The following is a 19,825-nucleotide window of genomic DNA, read 5'->3' as shown; positions in this document are numbered from 1 at the left end:
TTAAGTAGCATCCTAGGAGATGATAATCTTTGTACTTCATTTCAAATTAAATTGGCTATTTTATCAGCTGTCGAATAAAGACCAACTTTTCTAAAATTATTTAAGAGTTGTTCGTTAGTCATTGGCGGTTCTTCAAATAAGTTACTTGCTGATGAAATGCTTTAATTGACTTTTTTGGATTCAAGTCAATCAAATAGGCAATAAAATGATCTGGGTGCTGAGCTTCTATATCAAATAACTTTAGGTAGTCATTCGGGAAGTCCTTAAGATTAGATGTCACAATGATTGTAGCTTGGCAACGTATAGCAGCGGCCAGCACGTGCCGGTCATCTTTATCGGTCAAATTAATTGAAGAAATTAGCTGTTCATAATGCTCAACATTAGCATCAGGGAAGGCATTGTACATAGCCTTTACTGTCTTCTGCAATTGGTTTGCATTTAGTTCAGGCCTATTAAGAAGAAGATTTCTGGTCCATTCCTCATGGATTTGATCTGTCCATTTTGGAATATACAATTCAAAATCGGCTAAGTTTAGTAACAGGTCCCGAGTAGGCGCTGGGTAAAGTACGCATGCGTCGAGTAGCGCAACGAATCTGGAGGAATGGATCATTCATAACCCAAATTTAGTTCCTGAGCCTGCTTTGCCAAAAACTGTAAAGCCCCTTTTCGTTGTTGCTTTTGTCCGGCTTCGTAGGTTAGTAGATCTCCTAATAAAATTCGTCGATGGCTACCTACCTTCTTGAAGGGCACTATTCCATCTTCGAGCAATTTGACAATATGTGGTCTTGACACATTCAATATATTGGCCGCCTGTTGAGTAGTTATCTCGGATTCTGAAGGAATCAGCGAAATAGCTTTCCCTTCTGCCATACTTGATAGTATAAAAGAAAGTAATTCAAGAGCCTTCCTAGGGATAGTAATGGCATCTCTACTCTCCTGTATTTGAATGGTTACTCTATCTGAGCTTTTGCCTGCCATTGCTGTTGCAAAACTAAAAAGCGATTCACTCGCGACTTTTTGCTCTTGTAAAGTTGGCCTTTCTATTACAGCTTCCATAATGATAAGTGTTTATATAAACTTAATAAACGAAACAAAGTTTCGCTGATTTAAACTACTATCATGAAAAGCATGCTAGTAACTACTTTCGTCAAAGTAACGTAATTTCTCATATTCGATTTAACCCAAGTTTACTGAAAATCATACAATTGATAGTTATTTTTTAAAGTTAAAATATGTTCACTAATCCCTCTTAAGCGTAGGTTGTATTCTCTGTCCATTCACAAGTCGATCAAATTTATTCTAACGTAGACCGCACATTTAGTCGTTTGACACTCATAGCCAAAAACTCTTGGCCTCGCCGGGTACGATAGCCCATCTGATTCAACCGATCGGCAATGGCCCGGTATGTCAGACCATCTTTACGATATAACCGAATCAATTCAGCCGCTTGCCGATTGGCTAAATTAACCTGAGCGTTTTGTTGACGGGCGGCTAACCCTCGACTAGTTACTTCAGGAGTGATGTTAGGCATACCCAGTTTATATCCTTGTGCTTTCTTTGCTGTCAAGGCAGCCTTGGTACGTTCGCCGATCAGCTCTCGTTCATGCTGAGCCAATACAGCCATTATGCCAACCGTTAGGGTATTGGCGTCGGGAATGTCACAGGCTACAAAGTCGACCTCCGAATTACGCAACGAAAAGATAAACGAGACATTCCGGCTGAGCCGGTCTAACTTGGCAATGAGCAGTCGCGCTTTGTTTTGTTTAGCATAGGCAATGGCCGCAGCCAGTTGGGGCCGATCGGCTCGCTTTCCTGACTCGACTTCAATAAACTCATCGAGCAACTCATCGCCGGTTTTGAGGAAGCGTTGGACAATGTCTTGTTGAGCCGATAGCCCCAATCCGCTTTTACCCTGAGTAGCTGTTGAGACGCGGTAGTAAGGAACATACTTCATAGAATGCTAAGACGTATATAGGTTAGGGTTGAAAAGGGGATCGAAAACACTACTTCACCCCCCATTCCAAATAAAATTTGGCTTGCTTCAATCACTCTTTTGGCGAAGATAGACAAAAATAAGAGTTTGTAACATTTTCACAACGAGCGTTCAAGCCTTGTAAAGTAAATAAGAAATCCTATTTTTGAGCAGACAACGCAAAGTAAGTAAAGTAAACAAGGTATGGTTTACCATGAAGTTCAGTTTCCCACACCCGTTCAGGGGGAGTGGATCTCCGTCAAAGAATTTGATGACTCGACCGGGGCACTGTTACCCGTGTCGGATTCCGCTGAGCAATTAACCCTGGAAGAAGCTGAGACCCGGCTCATGGAACTCTCGAAGAAATACCCATTTCTTACCTTTCGGATTAATAAAGTAGTTCTGTAAGCCAATGGCTAAGAAACCAGTCCCAGCCGTTACTAGTACGGGCTTCACTAAATATATAGCCTATTATCGAGTATCCACCAAAGCACAAGGGGACTCGGGTTTAGGATTAGAAGCACAACGTACGGCTGTTGCCCGATTTATAAAAGGAATAATATTAGCGGAATATACAGAGGTTGAATCGGGTAAGAACAACCAGCGCGTTCAACTGGCAGCGGCCATTGAGCGGACCAAGAAAGAGGGTGCTATTCTAGTCATTGCTAAACTGGATCGATTAAGCCGTAATGCCTCGTTTATTTTTACCTTGAGGGATTCGGGTGTTAACTTCCAGTGTGTCGATATGCCCGATGCCAACACCTTAACCATTGGCATCTTTGCCTCACTGGCTCAACACGAACGGGAGTTAATTAGCGCTCGCACCCGGGCAGCCTTGGCGGCTAAGCTTGCTCAGGGGGTGAAACTGGGTAAGCCAGAGAATCTAACGGCTCAGGGCCAGAAGAGGGGTGGGGAAACCACCCGGCGGAATGCGTTAGCCAACCCTGCCAACCGGCGGGCTTTGTCCGTTGCCGACATGATGTACAAGGCAGGAAAGAACTATTCTCAAATTGCCGACTATCTCAACCACTCAGGCTTTCAAACCGTACGGGGATGCGCGTTTCAGGCCACTCAGGTCATGCGCCTATTGAAGCGCCAACAGGAGACAGCCAGGGACTGACATCAAGGTAGTCGTGGTGATCACAGCACGGAAGTTAATAAAGAACCCTCATGCGACAAGGAAGGGGAGTGGCTAGGATGACTAAGTTGGCGATTCGTTACTCATTCATTTATAGTTTAAAAGGATAAGTGAAACCTAGATTTTTGGCCGTCTGAACATGGGGTATAATCTGGCGCTCCAACCGCTCCCTGAACCAGTCAAATGGCTGATCTCGTAAAGAATCCAGACTTTGGGCAAAAAACAAATGGTAATCTTCTAGCAGCTTATTGTTGCCGTTGATTGCGTGAAACTGGAATCCCTGGTACTGAAGCCAGGCATAGGCATTGAAGTATAACTCCATGGACGGTAGCCAGTCATTTTTCTGGGAATTAACCGCTTTAGGCGTAGGAATAATGTTCCAAAGTTGATCATGAGCCACATAGGACCAGGGCAGAAAATGGTCTAAGCTTAGGTTAGGTTCAGTGATTAGTTGACCCGAATAAATACAGGTCAACTTTGGATTGGCTACTAAATAGGTTTTCCAGAACTTGCTGGCGGTGGATAATAGCCGAACTCCAGGTTTTTCCAGTTTTTCCGTCAAGCCGATGACATTCGGATTATGTTTTTGCAGAAACCGAACCAAGTGCCATTGCGTGTAGCCCCGTAGTATGGCCTGATGCTGGTTCAGGTACCTGAACCAGTCCTGGGTTAATTCGATGTCATCGCCACTAAAGCGGTAGGGTGCTTTTGACGACTGATTGGCTAGCTCAACGAGTCGGACGTTGACTTGATAATCGGGAATCCCGCGCAATTCCTGCGCAAAGAATGGTCTGATAAAGCGATAGGGGACAAAACGTAATAAGTTGCCAACTTTACCATACAGGGTTGTCAAATCGCTTTCGGACAAACCGCTTTGTAGCTGATCAACTAATCCTGGGGCTGTAGGACCGTTGTCAATTGCCATTCGTTCAGATACGAAATCGGCGATCAACTTAAAGCTATCCTGCCTACCAAACGACAATTTGAAATAATCAAGCGGGTACCATACACTGGCTATCAAGCGTATCGATAGATCACGCATGGCGATTCGGGTCCGACCGTTATCACGCAGACTGTCCAGTATCGCTAGCAACCAGTAAAATTTATAGGAGTTGGTTGTGTCTGAAAAGACAGATGCCAGTTTCGTTATATCGATGCGCTCGTCTTCAGGAAGTAGCATACCGTTTGATTCATTCAACGAAAATAAAGCATTGCGGCTAAAATCAATCTGGCTCTTATGGGTACTCGCACCCTTAGTGCTACCACCAAATAACCATTCTGTCACCAAGTCAATAAAAAAGGCCAACTCGTCGAGGAGTCAGCCAGCAGTAAGCTAGCTCGAAGGCAGCAAACGTATCGGTACCCCATAAAGAATACTAATTCCGCTTCTCGCGCTTCATATAGGTAGAGGCTCCTGTGCCTCGCCGGGCTCCCATTTTATGCAGCTGTTGGGCATCAGCTTGTGATACGATCTGTAGAGCAGAATATTCCGTTTTACCGGTAATCAAGGGAAAGCCGGCTACTCGCTGAGCAACTGAACAATGGACACAGGTTTTGGCCGTTGGTAGGGCCTTAAGCCGCGCTTCAGGAATCAAATTGCCACATTTAATACAGTACATATACTGGGTATCTAGTCGCTAGTAATAGAACCCTAAATCTAGCCTAATAGTGCCAAATTTTTCGTAATTACACAAAGTATTTTAGGTAGATAACTACTTGAATGAGAACGTATTAACTCTTGAAAAATTACCTATTTAAGTTGACCCGAATAGCGTTTTCATTTCTCTCATGAACAACGAATTTATGCTACTAAAAGAGAGTTTTAACCGTAAAATGCTTGGTGTTTTGCATGTGCTGTACGATACAAGCATCCCCGCCTTTTTACAACCCCTATACCGTTTCCTGATTAGCTTAAGATTTCTATCGATAGGGGAAATGGTCCTAACAACGCCCTCATATTGTCGCGATTGACCCTGATAAACGCAGCTCGTCGAGTTTACCTTTGTGCAAACAGTAACTGACTAGCGAACCACATGAGAACGGTATCTTTTAGTATAAATATCAGCCTGGATGGCTGTTGCGACCACACGCTGTTCAATCCTAGTGAAGAGGTGCACGAGTATTTCACCAGCCTGCTGGACGAGGTGGATCTGCTCTTTTTCGGCCGGATTATGTATCAGCTGATGTTTCCCTTTTGGGCCGATGTGGCCAAACACCAATCCGGTACAGCCGATGAAAATCGCTTCGCCCAAAAACTGACGGCGATCGATCGAGTGGTGATGTCACGAACCCTAGACCAGGTGGAGGAAAATACACGTATTGTCCGGAGCAACCCGGCCCAGGAGCTGCTGAAGCTGAAGCAACAAGGGGGTAAAAAAATTTCCGTAGACAGTGTCAGCCTGCTGCCGGAATTGCTGTCAGCAGGCCTGATTGATGAATTTCATCTGGTTGTCCACCCGGTACTGGTGGGAAGTGGAAGACAACTAATCGAAGGGGGCAGCCTTCAGGAAAACCTTGATTTGAGGTTAGTTGATACACTCGTTTTCAAATCGGGCGTTGTGGCGCTACACTACCTGAAACAATGACGGAACGCTTAGCCGTCGTATTACCTGTATCTGTGTTCTTCTAGCCACCATAAGCGTAACTTCAATTAAAGGGTCGTTTAATAAACGTTAAATCCACTACAAGCCATTTTACAGGCTGTTATAGGGATAGATAAATAGGCTAATTCATATTTTAGGTTACTTTTTCTATTAATAAAAAAGTAGGAGAGGAGAGAAAGAATACGGTACGAAGAAGGAGAGTTAATCTGACGGTCGGCCGCTGCCGCCACTTTTCTAAGCCAGCGGCAATGCGCAAAGCTCGTTGCACATCTTCCCAGTAGTAGCTACTGTCATAACCGGTTGATAAGCGATCACAGATCGTCAAAAAATCATTAGCGGCATCAAACCGCAGTTTCCCAGGAGCTGGTTGATCGGGTTGAGAAGGGAGTTAATCAGATACGCCTCCATGCTGGAAACAATTAGTAGTTGAACCTACGAAAAAGCCCCATGGGTAAGACCAATGGGGCTGAAATAACGTAACAGATTTAAAACGTCCGGAACATCCTTTTATTGTATACCTCGAAACAGGAGAGACCTTATTTAGCACTTAATTTCTAAAGGCTCGCTTACTGACCAGTTTCAATTCATATAAAGGAGCAGATCTAAAAAAACGGACTGTAACGGCCAACCATCAAATTCACAGTTGGCCGTTACAGTCATTTGGAATAAAAATCAGTCTCACAAACTCAGCTAGAGTGTGAGATTTTCGGATTGATTCATGAGACATCTTTTTGAAACTTTATCTACTCAAGAAAGAATTCACCAAGATTAAAACTGCCCTATCTCAAGAATAGAGCCTTTTGTTGAGACCGCTATTCTGAGGGAAGTGTCAAGTTGAGATAGATTAAGTATATCAAAAGAACACCATTTTGGATACTTATTGCAAAGGTATTATTAACTGTCTCGATTGGACCTAACCAACCACATGGCATATGACCTGCTTGATAAATTGGTATAAAGCTCTTAAATAAGTTAGGGGTTTTCTTGTCTATTTTTTCATAATAGCTTCCCATACATAAAGCCAGTATATTCCAATTAAATGTATCAACTGCTGCTTGATCTAACTCGTTAGGCAATAATTTAAAAAATGGCTCAATATGAACAAGTTACGCCTTAAACTGACGAGTTATTTCATTCCATGATTGATATTTATCCCGTTGCCGGTGATGTAAATAAAGAGTGATAGAGTTGCGTGCTTCTAGCGTAAAATTTCCCCAGCTAATGGATTGAAGGTTCTTGTTTACCTGAGCTACTTGAGTCAAACTTTGTACGTTTGGGAAGCCCGACACTTCCATGTTAAAGTCATTACCAACGTTTGAGAAAAGGCTGAAACTGCTTATTTGTTCAATTATTTCGAAAGTGACCTGTATCATTATATACCAGACAACAAATCCTAATTGTCGCGCAAAATTGAAAATTTAATGTGACAATCATGACCTCATATTACATTCACTCGTTAAATTATTGGTTAGATCACCGTCTCCCCAAATGCCCGATTTTAAAGACGCTCTAGTCTCACATAGGAGCCATTTGTGAGAAAGTATATTTTGCATTCCATACTGAGGTTTTAATAAGTGTCCAACTCAATCCGTTGCATACGTCAATGAGCCTATAAGTTTACGATACAATTTTGTCATAATAATAACGGCCTTAAATCCTATATCTACCCTACCAGGTAAACATAATTGAGATTGTACAACTGATTTGAATCCTGTTTTTAAAGCAATTGCTTAGTGAAACGGGCTTCAAATAAAAGACGTTGTCACTGACGCTCTGAATGCCTTAGTTGAGGTGTCCTTACCCCGTTTGATGCGCCAGTTTTGACTGGAGATCAAGCCACCTGTCGATATTCGACTGGCGTCATAAACTTCAAGGCCTGATGAGGACGTTCGGTATTATACTCGACTAGCCACTCATTGACCACACACCCTACCTGTTGGATACTCGTGAAAATGTGCGCATCTAAAACCTCTCGGCGAAAAGTCCCATTGAAGCGCTCAATATACGCGTTTTGAGTCGGCTTGCCTGGTTAGATCCAACACAACTCAATGCCCCCTTCTTTACACCAATCTTGCAAGGCCTGACTGATGAACTCAGGTCCATTATCACTCCGTAACCGCTCGGGTTTGCCGTAGCGTTCCACCAGTTGATCCAGCAAGCGGGTGACCCGAAGGGCTGGTAATGAGTAGTCAATTTCAATACCCAAGGCTTCCCGATTGTAGTCGTCAACCACATTTAGCGTTCTGAACTTACGCCCACCTGTTAAGTTGTCCGAGGTAAAATCCAGCGACCAGCACTGATTACAAGCCGTTGCTTTAGGCAACGGTTTACGAACTGCATCGGGTAATCGCTTCTTGGTCTTTCGTCGTAAGCTTAAGCCTAAACGTCTGTACAAGCGCCTGACTCGCTTATGATTCACCAACTCGCCCTTCTTGCGTAATCGGCGATAGATCTTTAGTACTCCCCACTGCTTATGCCGCCGAGCCAACTGCTCGATCCGGCTGGCCAGCGCTTTATCTTTGTCTTTGATGGCTACTGGCTCACTCAGAGCATTGCGACTAAGGCCCACCCAACGACAAGCTTTGCGTTGACTAATCTGTTTTTGCTCAATCAGCCATCTAACTAGCCCTCGACGCTCGGTAGGCCTTACCACTTTTTTGCCAGTGCCTCCTTGATGATTTCGTTTTGCAAACTAAGTTCGGCATACATTTTTTTGAGCCGACGGTTTTCGTCTTCTAGCTCTTTGAGCCGCTTCACTTCAAAAATTTGCATGCCGCCATATTTGGCTCGCCAATTATAAAACGTGGCCTCGCTAATGCCATATTCGCGAGTGATTTGAGTAACGGTCTGGCCACTGTCCTGCTGCTTAAGAATCGCCACGATTTGCGATTCAGTGAATCGAGCTTGTTTCATTTCCCCTTTGTTTACCAATGAAATTAAAGTTTTCTACTCTATAATTTACTGGCTCACTTTTATGGGTTCAGGACAGAGGCATATGAAAAGAAGAACAGACCGGTACATCAATACCCACAAAAGAAATCGCTAATTATTAAAGCTAATTCGTGTGGTTGGCATGTTGAACTAACAGGCTGGAATGAATGTGTGCACCTAAGACAAGGTAAACAGGTCTTGTAAACCTAGCGGTCAAAGCAAACTGGACAAAAGTTGCTGGTACCGGGTTAAATCCTGCTTACTCGACTTGGCAAATTCCAATCCTTTCCGCGCATTCTCGCTAGCCGCCTCTCGTTTTCCTTCCTTCTGCTGAGCGATGGCTAACTCGTAGTGCAAAGAAGCCAGAATAGTCGGATCTGACTTAGTCTTTAACTGTTGGAATCCTGCCTCTGCCCATTTTGGCATCAATGGCAGATAGGATGCGTCGGATGCTTTCAGATTAAATAAACTCATGAAGTAAGCATAGGATCCTGCATCAATCCTGGGATTTTCTTGGCAGTAAGCTTCGACACGCTCGAGGGCATTCGTAGTCTGATTAGCCCGTAAGTAGGCCTCCAGTTCAGGTACGAGCGTACGATTTTGGGCTTCGTTGGCATTCGTTCCTAAACTAATCATGGCTTGGCGCATCTGCTGAATATCAGCTGGTGTCCATTGGCTAACTTTTGGGCCATAAAGACTATTATAAAGCACATTCTCGCCTGCTTCCAGTACATCTTTTACAGGTAACCGTGCTTTGAATTGGGTAAGGTTCTTGAAGAAGTATTGCGCCAGTGGATTCTGGAAATCATTGATAAACCAGTGAAGCACATATAAGCCGATTGGAGTTACCATCGCCTGTTCCCGGATTAATATTTGGGCAAAAGCCTCATTTAAGGATTTCATATGCGACGTATCGCGAGTCGCTTTCCAATATTTGCCAGCTTGAATTAAAAACCCTAACTCCTGCTCACCGGCAACAAAGCGGGCTGCATATGAACTACTTCGCTGACCAGGGTCAAGAGCTCTTTTGGCATGTTTAATTACTTCTTCGACGAAAGCCGACCGGTTGGGTTGTTCAGCCGGCGTTGCCAAGTGTATTATTGATCCGTCGGCACTTAGAAAAAGGAGCAATGGGAATTCGGGATAACTAATACCAAGTTGGTTCTGAAGTACTTTTGATTCCGCTTGATTTGCTTCGATCTGCCAGTTGACAAAATTTGTATTGTAGAAGCTACCTACTGCTTTTTCTGTAAACACAGGCGCTAGTGCTTCGCAGTGTGGGCAACCAGTTAAATACACTTTAATGAATAGAGGCTTTTGCTGAAGCTTGGCTGCCTGTTGGGCTTGTTTAAAGGTACCGGCTGTATAATGAATGCCTGAGACTGGTGCTTTGACCGTTTGACAATAGCTGATTGAATAAAAATTCTCAATTAAAAAAAAACTCAAAGTTAGCGTTAGATATAATTTCATAGAATTACTTTTTTTTAGTATCAACATCGATCTTACTATAGTATATGGCTAATAAATCAATTATTACACAATTAGTATGCCATAGTCACTATTATTAACCGTAAATGATTTCAGGAAAAACATAAAAAGCCCTTTATAGTAATAGCCAAGATTATTCACTGTAATTCAAATAAATTATTGTAAAACATTATAATCTCGAAGATGACTCAGCTTTGATTAGAATTTAAGCCGATTATTGGTACACAATTGGTCTAGGCCGATGGTGTGGTCATATTTTATGAGTGTTAGGCTATTTGTACTAGCAATGCATCTACAAATAGCCTAACACTCATAAAATAAAATAAACATTCAAATATCACTCGGCAACATATACATTTTAAACGTTATAAACATGTAGTTTAAGACTGTTGTCCAGGGCGATTAATACAAGCGACTCGATTTTTATCTTATAATAATTCTTTATATAGTCCGCTGTTTAAATATTCTGAGAGGTTCTGAAACATTTTGTATTGATCTGAATATCTCTCAGGATTCGTTAAAATCGCTGATTGGTATTTTCCATTCAACCAAGAAAGATAGTCATCATAGCTAGGGTTACTACAAAGCTTCATAATAATTTGCTTTTTGAAAGACATAAATTGTCCAGGTATATAATTAGAAAGCTGCATTTGAGGTATTTTATCAATAATCTCATCATTCACCTCTTGCAAATCATGTACTTTTTGAAAAAAAGGCAAAAAATTAAGCTTTGCATAATTAATAATTTCTAGGGTTACTTTTTGAAAATTACTGTCAATAAGATTATTATTTTCATAAAGGGTAATAAATTTATCCTCAGAAGTGTACTGCTCTATCATAGGATGATTAACTATCGTTTTGTCATTCTGATTGATAAAGTCAAATGTTGAATTTGTGATATTTTCTTTTGGGGTAAATTTCAAAAGAATATTCTCTACTATTGGAAAAGATACCCATTTTTTGAAAGCGCTACCACAAATAGAAATTGTATCAATAGCTCTATGTGTGTAGCCACCATATCCATAACTTATCATATCTGTTTTTAAACCATCATTCTTATAAAAGAATGCAATGTTGAAATTCTGGTCATAGGCTCTATGTTTAAAACCAAATTGCTCAAAATCTAGGCTGAGAACTAATTTTTCGTCAACTTCCCTTATTGTCATTACTGTGTGTTTAGTTAGTTCCAGCATAATTTCCGTTGCCGTCACTGTATATTTTTACAATTGGACCATTTTTGACCACGTTACGATTGACATCAAATTCGTCAATATGAACACCTTTTATGCGGGAATCAGCAGGTATGGACTTGACTTTCAGGCTAGTTAGATTGTTAGCGTACGTTTGATTAGGTGTTAGTGCAGTTGAATTCGATAACTTAGTATCAATAATTACTACATCTAAATACTCCCTACCATCGAAATCTTGTATTTTTCTAACGGCTACAAAATCCGCAATGAAATATTCACCCTTACCAATACAATTGCCTTTGATACAAAACTGAACTTGTGAAAGTATAGTCCGCTGATCCAAATCAGCTACTTTGTTTAATAACCCTTGATAAACTGACGAACTTATATTGCTTAGAGCCACTTTCATGTTGGTCTCAAACAAGCGACCCGCATCCGTGTAACCCTTAAATGTAGCAACATTTTCACTTCGCTCTAACCATTCCTTCGCTTTGGGATGTGTTATTTCATCCTTGTCTAGCATCTCTGCTAACTGTTGTCGCTCTAGATCTGTTATAACACCGTTTTTATGAGCTAAGAAACCTTTAACTGCCAAGAAGTTTTCAGGATTATTGACCCAATCGAAAAAGTCGACATCAGTTAAATCATTACCAAATTTAAGAAGAGTCTTATCGGAGAACTGTGTAACAACAACTTGCACTTCAGTTCGTAATTGACTAATAATAGCTAATACATCATCGAGTTTTTTCTTAAGCTGGTTAGGAGCATCTTTAACTACAGCGATTAAACCACCACTGGCCACTACCTTCGCTAGGGTAACTCCTACTCGACCCGTAGCATACAAGGCATATTGACTTCCTTTGCTGAAATTCTCATATTGAATAGCTTCTTTTGCTATCCCCTCTGCTAGATCTCGTGCCTTGTCCCAATTCATTGTCTGGGCAAAGGTGATAAGCTGATTTTTTGCTCCTTGAGGATCAGAGACAACCGACAATCCCAGCCCTACTAGTGCAGGCAAGTCCTTGATATCCTCTATGGCTTGATCCAGAGCACCCGAAATCACTCCCGTCTTATCCTGTACAAAGAAATCTTTATCCTCTGGCAGTAAATCAGACTGGGGCTTCCAGACAGCATCAGGGACCTTTGCTTTATCGACAAAGCTATTGTAAGTTTTCGATAGATTACGAAGCAAGTCCTTCAAATTTATGGCTTTGTAGATGATGTTGCCCGCTGGACCGTAGTCCATTGTGATGGCAGGCACAACCACCGTTTCCAGACTCGCAATCCCACCCGCTTGAGCCTGGGCTTTACCTAATACGCCCTGCAGCACCAAATCCGCTTTAGCCCCACAAGAAGCACATTTGCCAAAGCTGTTCCACTCACTTTCTACTTGGGTTACTTTTCCTTCTTTCTCGTGAATGGTAAAAATGTTACCCTCAAATTCGAGAATTGTTATTTTTTCACTATCAGCACAATTTTCTAGCACCACATCTTGCAGGGGGGGCGTAAGGGGCGTGTTTTCGCCAGGAATAATTTGGTTTGTAGGGTTGGCATTAGGCCCAGCAAACTCATACTCACCGAGATATTTTCGATAACCACAGACGCCATTTTCATCGTAACGAATCAAAATATACGCAGGCTGACGACCCTGTACCGGTAATTTCGGCAATGGATAATATATTTTTTCTTTTGCCTTATTTTGGAGATAGCCATTCATCGTCTGCACAGCTGCTCCAGTATTAATATCGGCGATATAGGTTAGCCCATTGGCTAGTTTGAAGCCATGTAAAGTACCCTTGGGAAAAGTGCCGCTTTTAAAGAATATAGGAGTGGCACCCGAAGGCAGTTCAAACGCTTTACCCGCTGGGGTCAAGTAATAAGGCGTATTTTGATTCTTCAAATAGTTCGCTACATCATTGTAGGTGGGTCTAATCTTACCATAATATTCGTCAACCGTTATATTATTCGCAAAGGCTTTGGCAAATTCCTGAGCGGCTGCTTTACAGTTGATACCTTGTAAAGCTGTCAGTACAGTCTGCTGGTTGATGAGCGAAAGATTGGGCGAATAGCTGGCAAGCACCGGGTTTTGCAGTGTAGCTTGCTTTAGTCTTTCTAAGTAGGCAATCGCCTGTTGGCCTCCACCCTGCCACTGTGCCTTAGTTGCACAGATAAGCTCTTCGTAGTAGGAGGCCATCACATCAGAGAATAGTTTGGGTAAACACTCGAAGGCTTCTTCCCGTCCACCTCCTACTTGGCTACCCCCTACGTGGGATGGTGGCGCATTACAGGGCGCTCCTTCTGAGAAAGTAGGAATTAACCGACCAGTATATGTCTGTGTTTCACAAATACATTCAAAATAATATTGAACTGGGATGCCATCTTTTGTAATATCTATCCTCTTATATGCTTTTGGGTCGGTAAATTGGGCGATCTGCATAAGACCATTTCTGTCTTTAGCAAACCAGGTTACCTGGCCTGGACAGACAAGATTTTCTCCATAAGAAAACCCAACAACCTTAGATAAATAGTAATCTTCACATCCCACGTAATCAGGAGTATCCAGATTAGCAAATACAGAACAGTCTGTTATAATGATAATAACGGATTGTGTATTAGAACACTGCATGCCATCAATTATACACCGGGCTAAATATTCAGTCGTCTGAGTTGGTCGAACGACGGTTACCCCGCCAGGTGTGTTCCAAACTACGCTTCCGGTAGTACAGCCCGTATGGGTAAGCGTAAATTCAGTGCCAGGCGTATAAGAATCCTTATAACCGTCTCTGGGTACAGCTCTTACGCTAACGTCACTGCACTTTAAAACGAAACTTGGCACCACGTTCACGGTAACCTTACTCGTCCCTGCTACCTGCCCATTAATTTTACAAGTAGCCGTAAAGTCTGTACGCCCTGCTAATTTTAAGGAAGTAGTAAAACTTTGGCCCTCTTGTCCATTACTCCAAAAAACTGAGCCAGCTTCACAACCCTTCGCTGAAAATTTAACCGGGGTTGATTCATTTTGGGCAATGGTACCTGGAGATGCTTCTGCCTTAAATAATTCGCAGGGTATGCCTGGTGGCGGTGGGAAATAATTGATGCTGGCAGAGCAGCCGGTACTCATACAGGTCGCTGTGTAAGTGGCTGCCTGACCGGCTGGTACCTCAAGCAGCGCAGATTCACTTGAACGCCCTTCCCAAGCTAGCTTACCTATACACCCATTGGCACGTATATAGCCAGCGTTCAGTATTTCCAGGTTAAAGTTTGTACAATTATATACCGGAACCACAACGGTACGCTGGCAAACAGAACTACCATTAGTACAAGTTGCTTTATAAACTGTTGTCTCTTCAGGATATACGGAAACTTCAACTCCGTTGCCTAATCCATGATCCCAACTGACGATTCCCAAACAACCCGATGCCAGTAAGGTAACTTCATGATTGCTGTTGTTTTTTAGGGTAGCTGGCAAAGCTCGCGCCAAAAACTGGCATTCGGTATCGGCTACCTGTACAAGTACATACGCCGTTTGGACCTGATCATAATAGGGGTCGTTTTGCTTACAGGTAACTTTATAGGTAGTTGTAGCCGTTGGTGCAACTATTGTATATCCCAACGAAGAAACTGGGAGGTTTTCCCAAGTAACCGTTCCGAGGCAGCCCGTGGTAACTAATTTGGCTGACTCACCAGATTTAATTGATTCAGGAACCGCAATCGCCCTGAAAAATTTAGTGTACCAACTAGGATCATTACCGGCATAGTCGTTTGCTATTTTGAACCGGCAGCCTGAAGGCTGACAAACAGCTATATACTCCAGCCGATCCGGCCCTGAGGGTATACGTGAGACCTCAGTGACACCGTCTGCTCGGTACCATTTAACCGTACCCGCACATCCCTTCGGTTGAAAGTCATAGCTAAGTGGAAGTGAACTAATCAATTTGGGCTCTACCTGAAAGGATTGGCAATTTGACGTTGATACATTTACCACAGCTCGTTTAAGACAGCCATTGGATGGACAGCTCGCCCAATACGTTGTCGTAACTTGTGGACTAACTGAAACATAATCTCCACGCGAGCCGCTACTCCAGATTACTGGACTATTACAGCCTGCGGCAGTTAACACCGCTTGTTGGCCAGCCAGTATATTGGGGGTAAGCACTTCGACGGTAAAGTTGCTACAAGCATCATCTGAGCGTTTGTAGGGATTCTTTTCTTCACCTACAAAACCTGCCGTAACGAGAATTTCTTTTGTTAGGCAAGGTTCGTTTTTGATTATGCAGGTAGCCGTGTAGGTTGTATTTACGCTAGGATTGGCAACTACTTGCGCTCCACTTCCAAGATCATGACTCCAGCGAACTATTCCGTTACAACCATCAGCTTCCAAAACCACATACCCGCTCTTCACAACCCGGAATGAGCTAAGATTTAGGCTACCACAGTTGCTGGATATAACATTAATGCGTACCGATGAGCTACAAGAGAGCTGCCCAGATATACAGTTTACCGAATATTCTGTTGTTGCTTGCGGCGTAACGGAAATTGAAGCTCCGGTAACTCCTGTACTCCATTGAATAGTACCTAAACAGTTTGACAAAGTTAGTGAGACCGTGGTTCCTTTATTAATCGTAGTCGCACTTGCCGACAACGAAAACTGGCTACAATCTGCATCGCGGACGGATATGATACGAGCTGTTTTATAGCAACTTTCTGATGAACCATTACTGCAACTCGCGTAATATACTGTAGTAGTTTGGGGGGTTACTGTAATCTGACGACCCGTTTGGCCCGTACTCCAAGTTACTGTGCCATTTTCACAGCCTACCGCACTTAACTGTTTTGAGCTGCCTTTATAGATAGTTTCGTTTTTTATTGGTAAAATATCCAGGCTATTGAAGCAGTCGAGCGAAAATGAAAACGATTTTTCGTCTGAGCATATCTCCTTTACCCCAGAAGCATTCGTACGAACACATGTAGCTCGTAAATCCCAATGGAGAGGGCGGTCGAGGTCGCCTGCGTGCAGGAACCTGACCAAACTTCCTGGTTTACCAGAGTAGGTTCCATCTTTATCAAAATATAAGGAAGAGTTCCCCTCCCATTGAAGTTGGCCCGTTTCGCAGCCACTTGTTGTAATCCATATCCACTTTACACCTTCGTATTCGTAGTTGGGGAATCTAGCTAAAACAGGTTCGTTTATTTGGAACCAGTCACAGCTGGCTCGGGCTCCCGATACAGTTACATCCGCAGTGGCTACACATCCAAGCTGCGTAGTTGCTTGAACCGAATAAGTTCCTTCGACGACTGTTCCTGAATAAACAAATGATGGCGACTGACTCGAGCTAAAATAATTATTTGGGCCAGTCCAAATAAATGTAAAATTGTCTGATTCTATGGCGTTTGGTGTAGCCGAGAGCGTAACGAGTTGTCCAGGAACTAAACTATTAGAAGATTTAGGATTTGAACCACTAAAATTATCTGGTGCGTTTGCCTGTACCGAAACAGAAACATAAGGGACAATTAACTGTACGGATTTTTCAGCAATACAGCCATTTTGGCCTATAATTGAGACTGAATATACACCTGTCTGGATCGGTGTCAGATTGAGCGATGGAGATTCATCACCTGTAGACCATAGATATGATTCGCCCCCTGACGCGGTTAAAGTGGTACTATTTCCTTCGCAGACCGTTAAATTTCCAGTGATGGTCAACTGGGGTTTGGGAAGTATAGTAATGGTGGAAATCCCTGTTGCAGAGCATCCAGCCGCATTGGTGACGGTTACACTATATGATGTAGATTGGGATGGATTAATGGAAATGGTTTCAGTAGTAGCGTTGTTTGACCACAGATAATTGCGTCCCCCAATAGCTGATAAGGTTAGGCTTTGCCCTTCGCATATCGTTGCGTTTTGCGGATAAATAGTAGCTGTAAAAGGGATAGCTCGGACGGTTACGGCCGTCGAAGTAACACAACCATTTCCATCGGTACCTAATACGCTATAGGTTGTAGTAGCAGTAGGGGAAACTACAATAGAAGCACTAGTAGCGCTCGTAGACCAAATATAGCTAACCTGCCCTGAAGCGGTTAAGGTTGTACTCATGCCAGGGCATATGGCTAAGTTACCACTTGTCAGTAATTCAGCTGGTTGATGGACTGTGACTAGAGCAGCCGCAGTAGCAGTGGTCCCGTTTGGATTTATTGCTGTTACGCTATAAATACTTGTTTCACTAGGATTGACTACTATAGCTTCCGTCTGATCACCCGTCGACCATCGGTAGCTGCTACCTCCACTAGCAGTTAGCGTTGTACTTTGTCCCGTGCAAATTTTTAAGTTCCCGCTAATGATAGCGCTGGGAGAAATGACCACGGTTGTTGTAGCCGAGGCCGTACAGCCACTAGGCGTTGTAACGGTCACACTATACGTACCACTATTTGCTAATGTTGCTGAAGGAATTATTGGATTCGCTTGAGTATGATTAAAGGACGCTGGCCCACTCCATTGATAGGTTGCCCATGATAGGTTTGTTACACTCAAACTTAATGGACTGCCCGAACCGACTTCTCCCGCTGGACTGTTGCTGCTGGCTGAAATTGACGGTGGCGCTGAAATAGTTAGGATTGTTGGGCTTTGCGTACCATTCAGTTCTGGAACAGTGCTTACTACCCGGATGCGGTAATTACTGCTAGCTAGCGAATTGAGTGGAACCGTTGCCATGATCGGACTACTCGAACCCGATCCAATATTTGTCGAACCAGCGAAATTGCCAGTCATGTCCGACAGTTGCACTGTGAAACCATTGCCATTGCCAAAGTCGCCGGTGGTTACGAAGGGGACACTCAGTGTAGAGCCCACGCAGATTGACGCTGGTGTTATGGCTCCTGTTTGAAGCGTAGGACCATTGACGCTAATGGTCACTACCGCCGTAGGCGCACAGCCCCCCCCTGTATAATGAGCTGTTACGGTATAAGAACCGGAATGACTGTTCTGGGCCTGTGAGATCAAGAGATTAGCTCCCGATGAACTGAAATTATTAGGCCCTTGCCAACTGTAACTACTGGCGCCTGCTGAAGTCGCTGTTAGCGAAATAGTTTGATTGGTTGTATAACTAACGACGCCATCCACTCTGGGCGTAGGCCGTACAGTCACTAATGCTCCATTCGAAGATTCACTTTCAGCTGCTTCAAGTACGCATTTCGCTGTATATGTGGTAGTCAATGTAGGAATAAAGGTCACGGAAGCACCACTCATACCATTAGACCATCGTACAGAGGTACCAGCAGGACAATACTCAGCTAACAGCGTAAGGGATTGAGAACCACAAATAAGCGATGGTGTGGCTGAAATCGTAGGAGGATTTATCGTTAAAAAATTGACGGAGATTGATGTTGATTCTCCAAAACAGCCCTCGCTATTTTGGCAACGCGCTGAATAGGATGTCGTTTGCGAAACGGTTGTAATTAAGGGGTTACCAGTAAATGTTCCACCTGTCCAATCCCAGCGGGTGACATTGGGGCAGCCAGCAGCCGTCAATGTCACAGAGCGCGTGGAAGATAAATTGCCTGGATTGGCTGACAGGATAGGCTTAGGTTGGCTTTCTCCTACTGTTACTGTTACTACTGTAGGGCGTGATGTACATCCTTGCTGGGTGCAGGTTACGGCATACGTTGTCGTCTGATTTAGTATTGGAGTTGTAAAGTTTGGACCTGTAACGTTTGATGGAGACCAAGTGATTATTCCGGCACATCCATTTGCAGACAGCGTTGCAGTTGTCCCTGCGCAGATTGTAGTACTATTCGCACTAGGAATTTGAACAGTGGCCACCGTGACGGTCACGCTGGTGGCGTTGGAGCAGCCATCAGCGGTGGCTGCTTTGTAGGTGTAGACGCCCTGCTTGCTGGCATCCATGATGGGGAAGTCCACATTGGGAGCCTGGGGGGCGAGACCAGGCCCACTCCAGGTGGTAGTACCGGGCGCGTTTCCATCCAGGCCCAGGCCCAGCCCGCTGCCTTCGCAGATGGTGTAGGAGTTGCCCACCCGGGCGATCTGGCCGGGGACGAATAAATAGGCGGTGAGCGCATTGACGCCGTAGGGGCGAGGAGCGATCAGGTCATGATCCCCCAAATCGGTGATGCGCAGGGTGTGGGGACCTACCCGGTACTGGGCAGGTATGGCCCAGTTGAAACCGAACAGGTCATGGTTGGCGTCGGCCGCCTTCTGGGCTTTGATGGTAGGCCGGGCCTGGTCCATGCGCAGGGTGGCCACCACATTGCCATCGATCTTGATCTGCAGCACGGGTTGCTGGTTGTGGCACAGGTGGTTGACCAGCCAGCCCTTGATGTGGTTGCAGTCGAGCTCCTCCACCGCGGCCTCGTACTGGCCGGGGGCCACCGTGACGGTCACGCTGGTGGCGTTGGAGCAGCCATCAGCGGTGGCTGCTTTGTAGGTGTAGACGCCCTGCTTGCTGGCATCCATGATGGGGAAGTCCACATTGGGAGCCTGGGGGGCGAG

11 protein-coding genes and 1 pseudogene are annotated in these 19,825 nt (G+C 44.0%); 3 read left to right on the top strand and 9 right to left on the bottom strand.

Annotated features, from left to right (window positions below; genetic code table 11):
- Positions 1-118 precede the first annotated feature (118 nt).
- The 3 genes from ACYVF1_RS31910 to ACYVF1_RS31900 all read right to left on the bottom strand — a co-directional run bounded on the left by ACYVF1_RS31910 (position 119) and on the right by ACYVF1_RS31900 (position 1,954).
- Entirely contained in the window at positions 119-610 is a 492-nt protein-coding gene (locus ACYVF1_RS31910) for a PIN domain-containing protein (RefSeq protein ID WP_461086721.1), read from the bottom strand.
- Positions 607-1,056, bottom strand: a complete 450-nt coding sequence (locus ACYVF1_RS31905; protein WP_461086719.1) for an excisionase family DNA-binding protein — start codon at positions 1,054-1,056, stop codon at positions 607-609. Before ACYVF1_RS31905 ends, ACYVF1_RS31910 begins: the two co-directional genes overlap by 4 nt.
- A 238-nt stretch (positions 1,057-1,294) precedes the next feature.
- A complete protein-coding gene (locus ACYVF1_RS31900; RefSeq protein WP_461086717.1) occupies positions 1,295-1,954 on the bottom strand; it encodes a recombinase family protein in 660 nt (219 codons plus the stop codon).
- A 222-nt stretch (positions 1,955-2,176) separates the two neighbouring features.
- Here ACYVF1_RS31900 and ACYVF1_RS31895 point away from each other — a divergent pair, with 222 nt between their 5' ends.
- Complete coding sequence (locus ACYVF1_RS31895; protein ID WP_461086715.1) at positions 2,177-2,380, top strand: hypothetical protein; 204 nt, start codon at positions 2,177-2,179, stop codon at positions 2,378-2,380.
- 4 nt (positions 2,381-2,384) lie between these two features.
- The gene (locus tag ACYVF1_RS31890; protein ID WP_461086713.1) at positions 2,385-3,092 is read left to right on the top strand and encodes a recombinase family protein; all 708 of its coding nucleotides are present in this window, start codon (positions 2,385-2,387) and stop codon (positions 3,090-3,092) included.
- Positions 3,093-3,201: 109 nt separating this feature from the next.
- Here ACYVF1_RS31890 and ACYVF1_RS31885 read toward each other — a convergent pair whose 3' ends face one another.
- Together ACYVF1_RS31885 and ACYVF1_RS31880 are read right to left on the bottom strand one after the other, a co-directional pair.
- Complete coding sequence (locus tag ACYVF1_RS31885) at positions 3,202-4,290, bottom strand: HNH endonuclease domain-containing protein (protein ID WP_461086711.1); 1,089 nt, start codon at positions 4,288-4,290, stop codon at positions 3,202-3,204.
- 196 nt (positions 4,291-4,486) lie between these two features.
- Complete coding sequence (locus ACYVF1_RS31880) at positions 4,487-4,729, bottom strand: TraR/DksA family transcriptional regulator (protein ID WP_461086709.1); 243 nt, start codon at positions 4,727-4,729, stop codon at positions 4,487-4,489.
- A gap of 414 nt (positions 4,730-5,143) precedes the next feature.
- Here ACYVF1_RS31880 and ACYVF1_RS31875 point away from each other — a divergent pair, with 414 nt between their 5' ends.
- Positions 5,144-5,695, top strand: coding sequence for a dihydrofolate reductase family protein (locus tag ACYVF1_RS31875; protein ID WP_461086707.1), 552 nt, complete (start codon positions 5,144-5,146; stop codon positions 5,693-5,695).
- 1,849 nt (positions 5,696-7,544) lie between these two features.
- On the opposite strand, the pseudogene ACYVF1_RS31870 reads toward ACYVF1_RS31875, so the two are convergent.
- The 4 genes and pseudogenes from ACYVF1_RS31870 to ACYVF1_RS31855 form a co-directional block, all read right to left on the bottom strand.
- Positions 7,545-8,626: pseudogene (locus ACYVF1_RS31870) on the bottom strand (IS3 family transposase).
- A gap of 231 nt (positions 8,627-8,857) precedes the next feature.
- Positions 8,858-10,114, bottom strand: a complete 1,257-nt coding sequence (locus ACYVF1_RS31865) for a hypothetical protein (protein ID WP_461086705.1) — start codon at positions 10,112-10,114, stop codon at positions 8,858-8,860.
- A 446-nt stretch (positions 10,115-10,560) separates the two neighbouring features.
- Positions 10,561-11,325 (bottom strand): hypothetical protein, encoded by a 765-nt coding sequence (locus ACYVF1_RS31860; protein ID WP_461086703.1) that lies wholly within the window; start codon positions 11,323-11,325, stop codon positions 10,561-10,563.
- The gene (locus ACYVF1_RS31855; protein ID WP_461086701.1) at positions 11,309-19,789 is read right to left on the bottom strand and encodes a hypothetical protein; all 8,481 of its coding nucleotides are present in this window, start codon (positions 19,787-19,789) and stop codon (positions 11,309-11,311) included. Before ACYVF1_RS31855 ends, ACYVF1_RS31860 begins: the two co-directional genes overlap by 17 nt.
- Between the last annotated feature and the right edge of the window lie 36 nt (positions 19,790-19,825).

Source organism: Spirosoma flavus (assembly GCF_054778555.1).
The sequence above is the reverse complement of the archived record's forward strand: the minus strand, read 5'-3'. Positions and strand labels throughout refer to the sequence as shown.

What these genes read in the sequence shown, in the direction of transcription:
- ACYVF1_RS31900 (WP_461086717.1), bottom strand. Translation starts at nt 1,954, where the DNA reads ATGAAGTATGTTCCTTACTACCGCGTCTCAACAGCTACTCAGGGTAAA.
- ACYVF1_RS31910 (WP_461086721.1), bottom strand. Translation starts at nt 610, where the DNA reads ATGATCCATTCCTCCAGATTCGTTGCGCTACTCGACGCATGCGTACTT.
- ACYVF1_RS31885 (WP_461086711.1), bottom strand. Translation starts at nt 4,290, where the DNA reads ATGCTACTTCCTGAAGACGAGCGCATCGATATAACGAAACTGGCATCT.
- ACYVF1_RS31880 (WP_461086709.1), bottom strand. Translation starts at nt 4,729, where the DNA reads ATGTACTGTATTAAATGTGGCAATTTGATTCCTGAAGCGCGGCTTAAG.
- ACYVF1_RS31860 (WP_461086703.1), bottom strand. Translation starts at nt 11,325, where the DNA reads ATGCTGGAACTAACTAAACACACAGTAATGACAATAAGGGAAGTTGAC.
- ACYVF1_RS31905 (WP_461086719.1), bottom strand. Translation starts at nt 1,056, where the DNA reads ATGGAAGCTGTAATAGAAAGGCCAACTTTACAAGAGCAAAAAGTCGCG.
- ACYVF1_RS31895 (WP_461086715.1), top strand. Translation starts at nt 2,177, where the DNA reads ATGGTTTACCATGAAGTTCAGTTTCCCACACCCGTTCAGGGGGAGTGG.
- ACYVF1_RS31855 (WP_461086701.1), bottom strand. Translation starts at nt 19,789, where the DNA reads ATGGATGCCAGCAAGCAGGGCGTCTACACCTACAAAGCAGCCACCGCT.
- ACYVF1_RS31890 (WP_461086713.1), top strand. Translation starts at nt 2,385, where the DNA reads ATGGCTAAGAAACCAGTCCCAGCCGTTACTAGTACGGGCTTCACTAAA.
- ACYVF1_RS31875 (WP_461086707.1), top strand. Translation starts at nt 5,144, where the DNA reads ATGAGAACGGTATCTTTTAGTATAAATATCAGCCTGGATGGCTGTTGC.
- ACYVF1_RS31865 (WP_461086705.1), bottom strand. Translation starts at nt 10,114, where the DNA reads ATGAAATTATATCTAACGCTAACTTTGAGTTTTTTTTTAATTGAGAAT.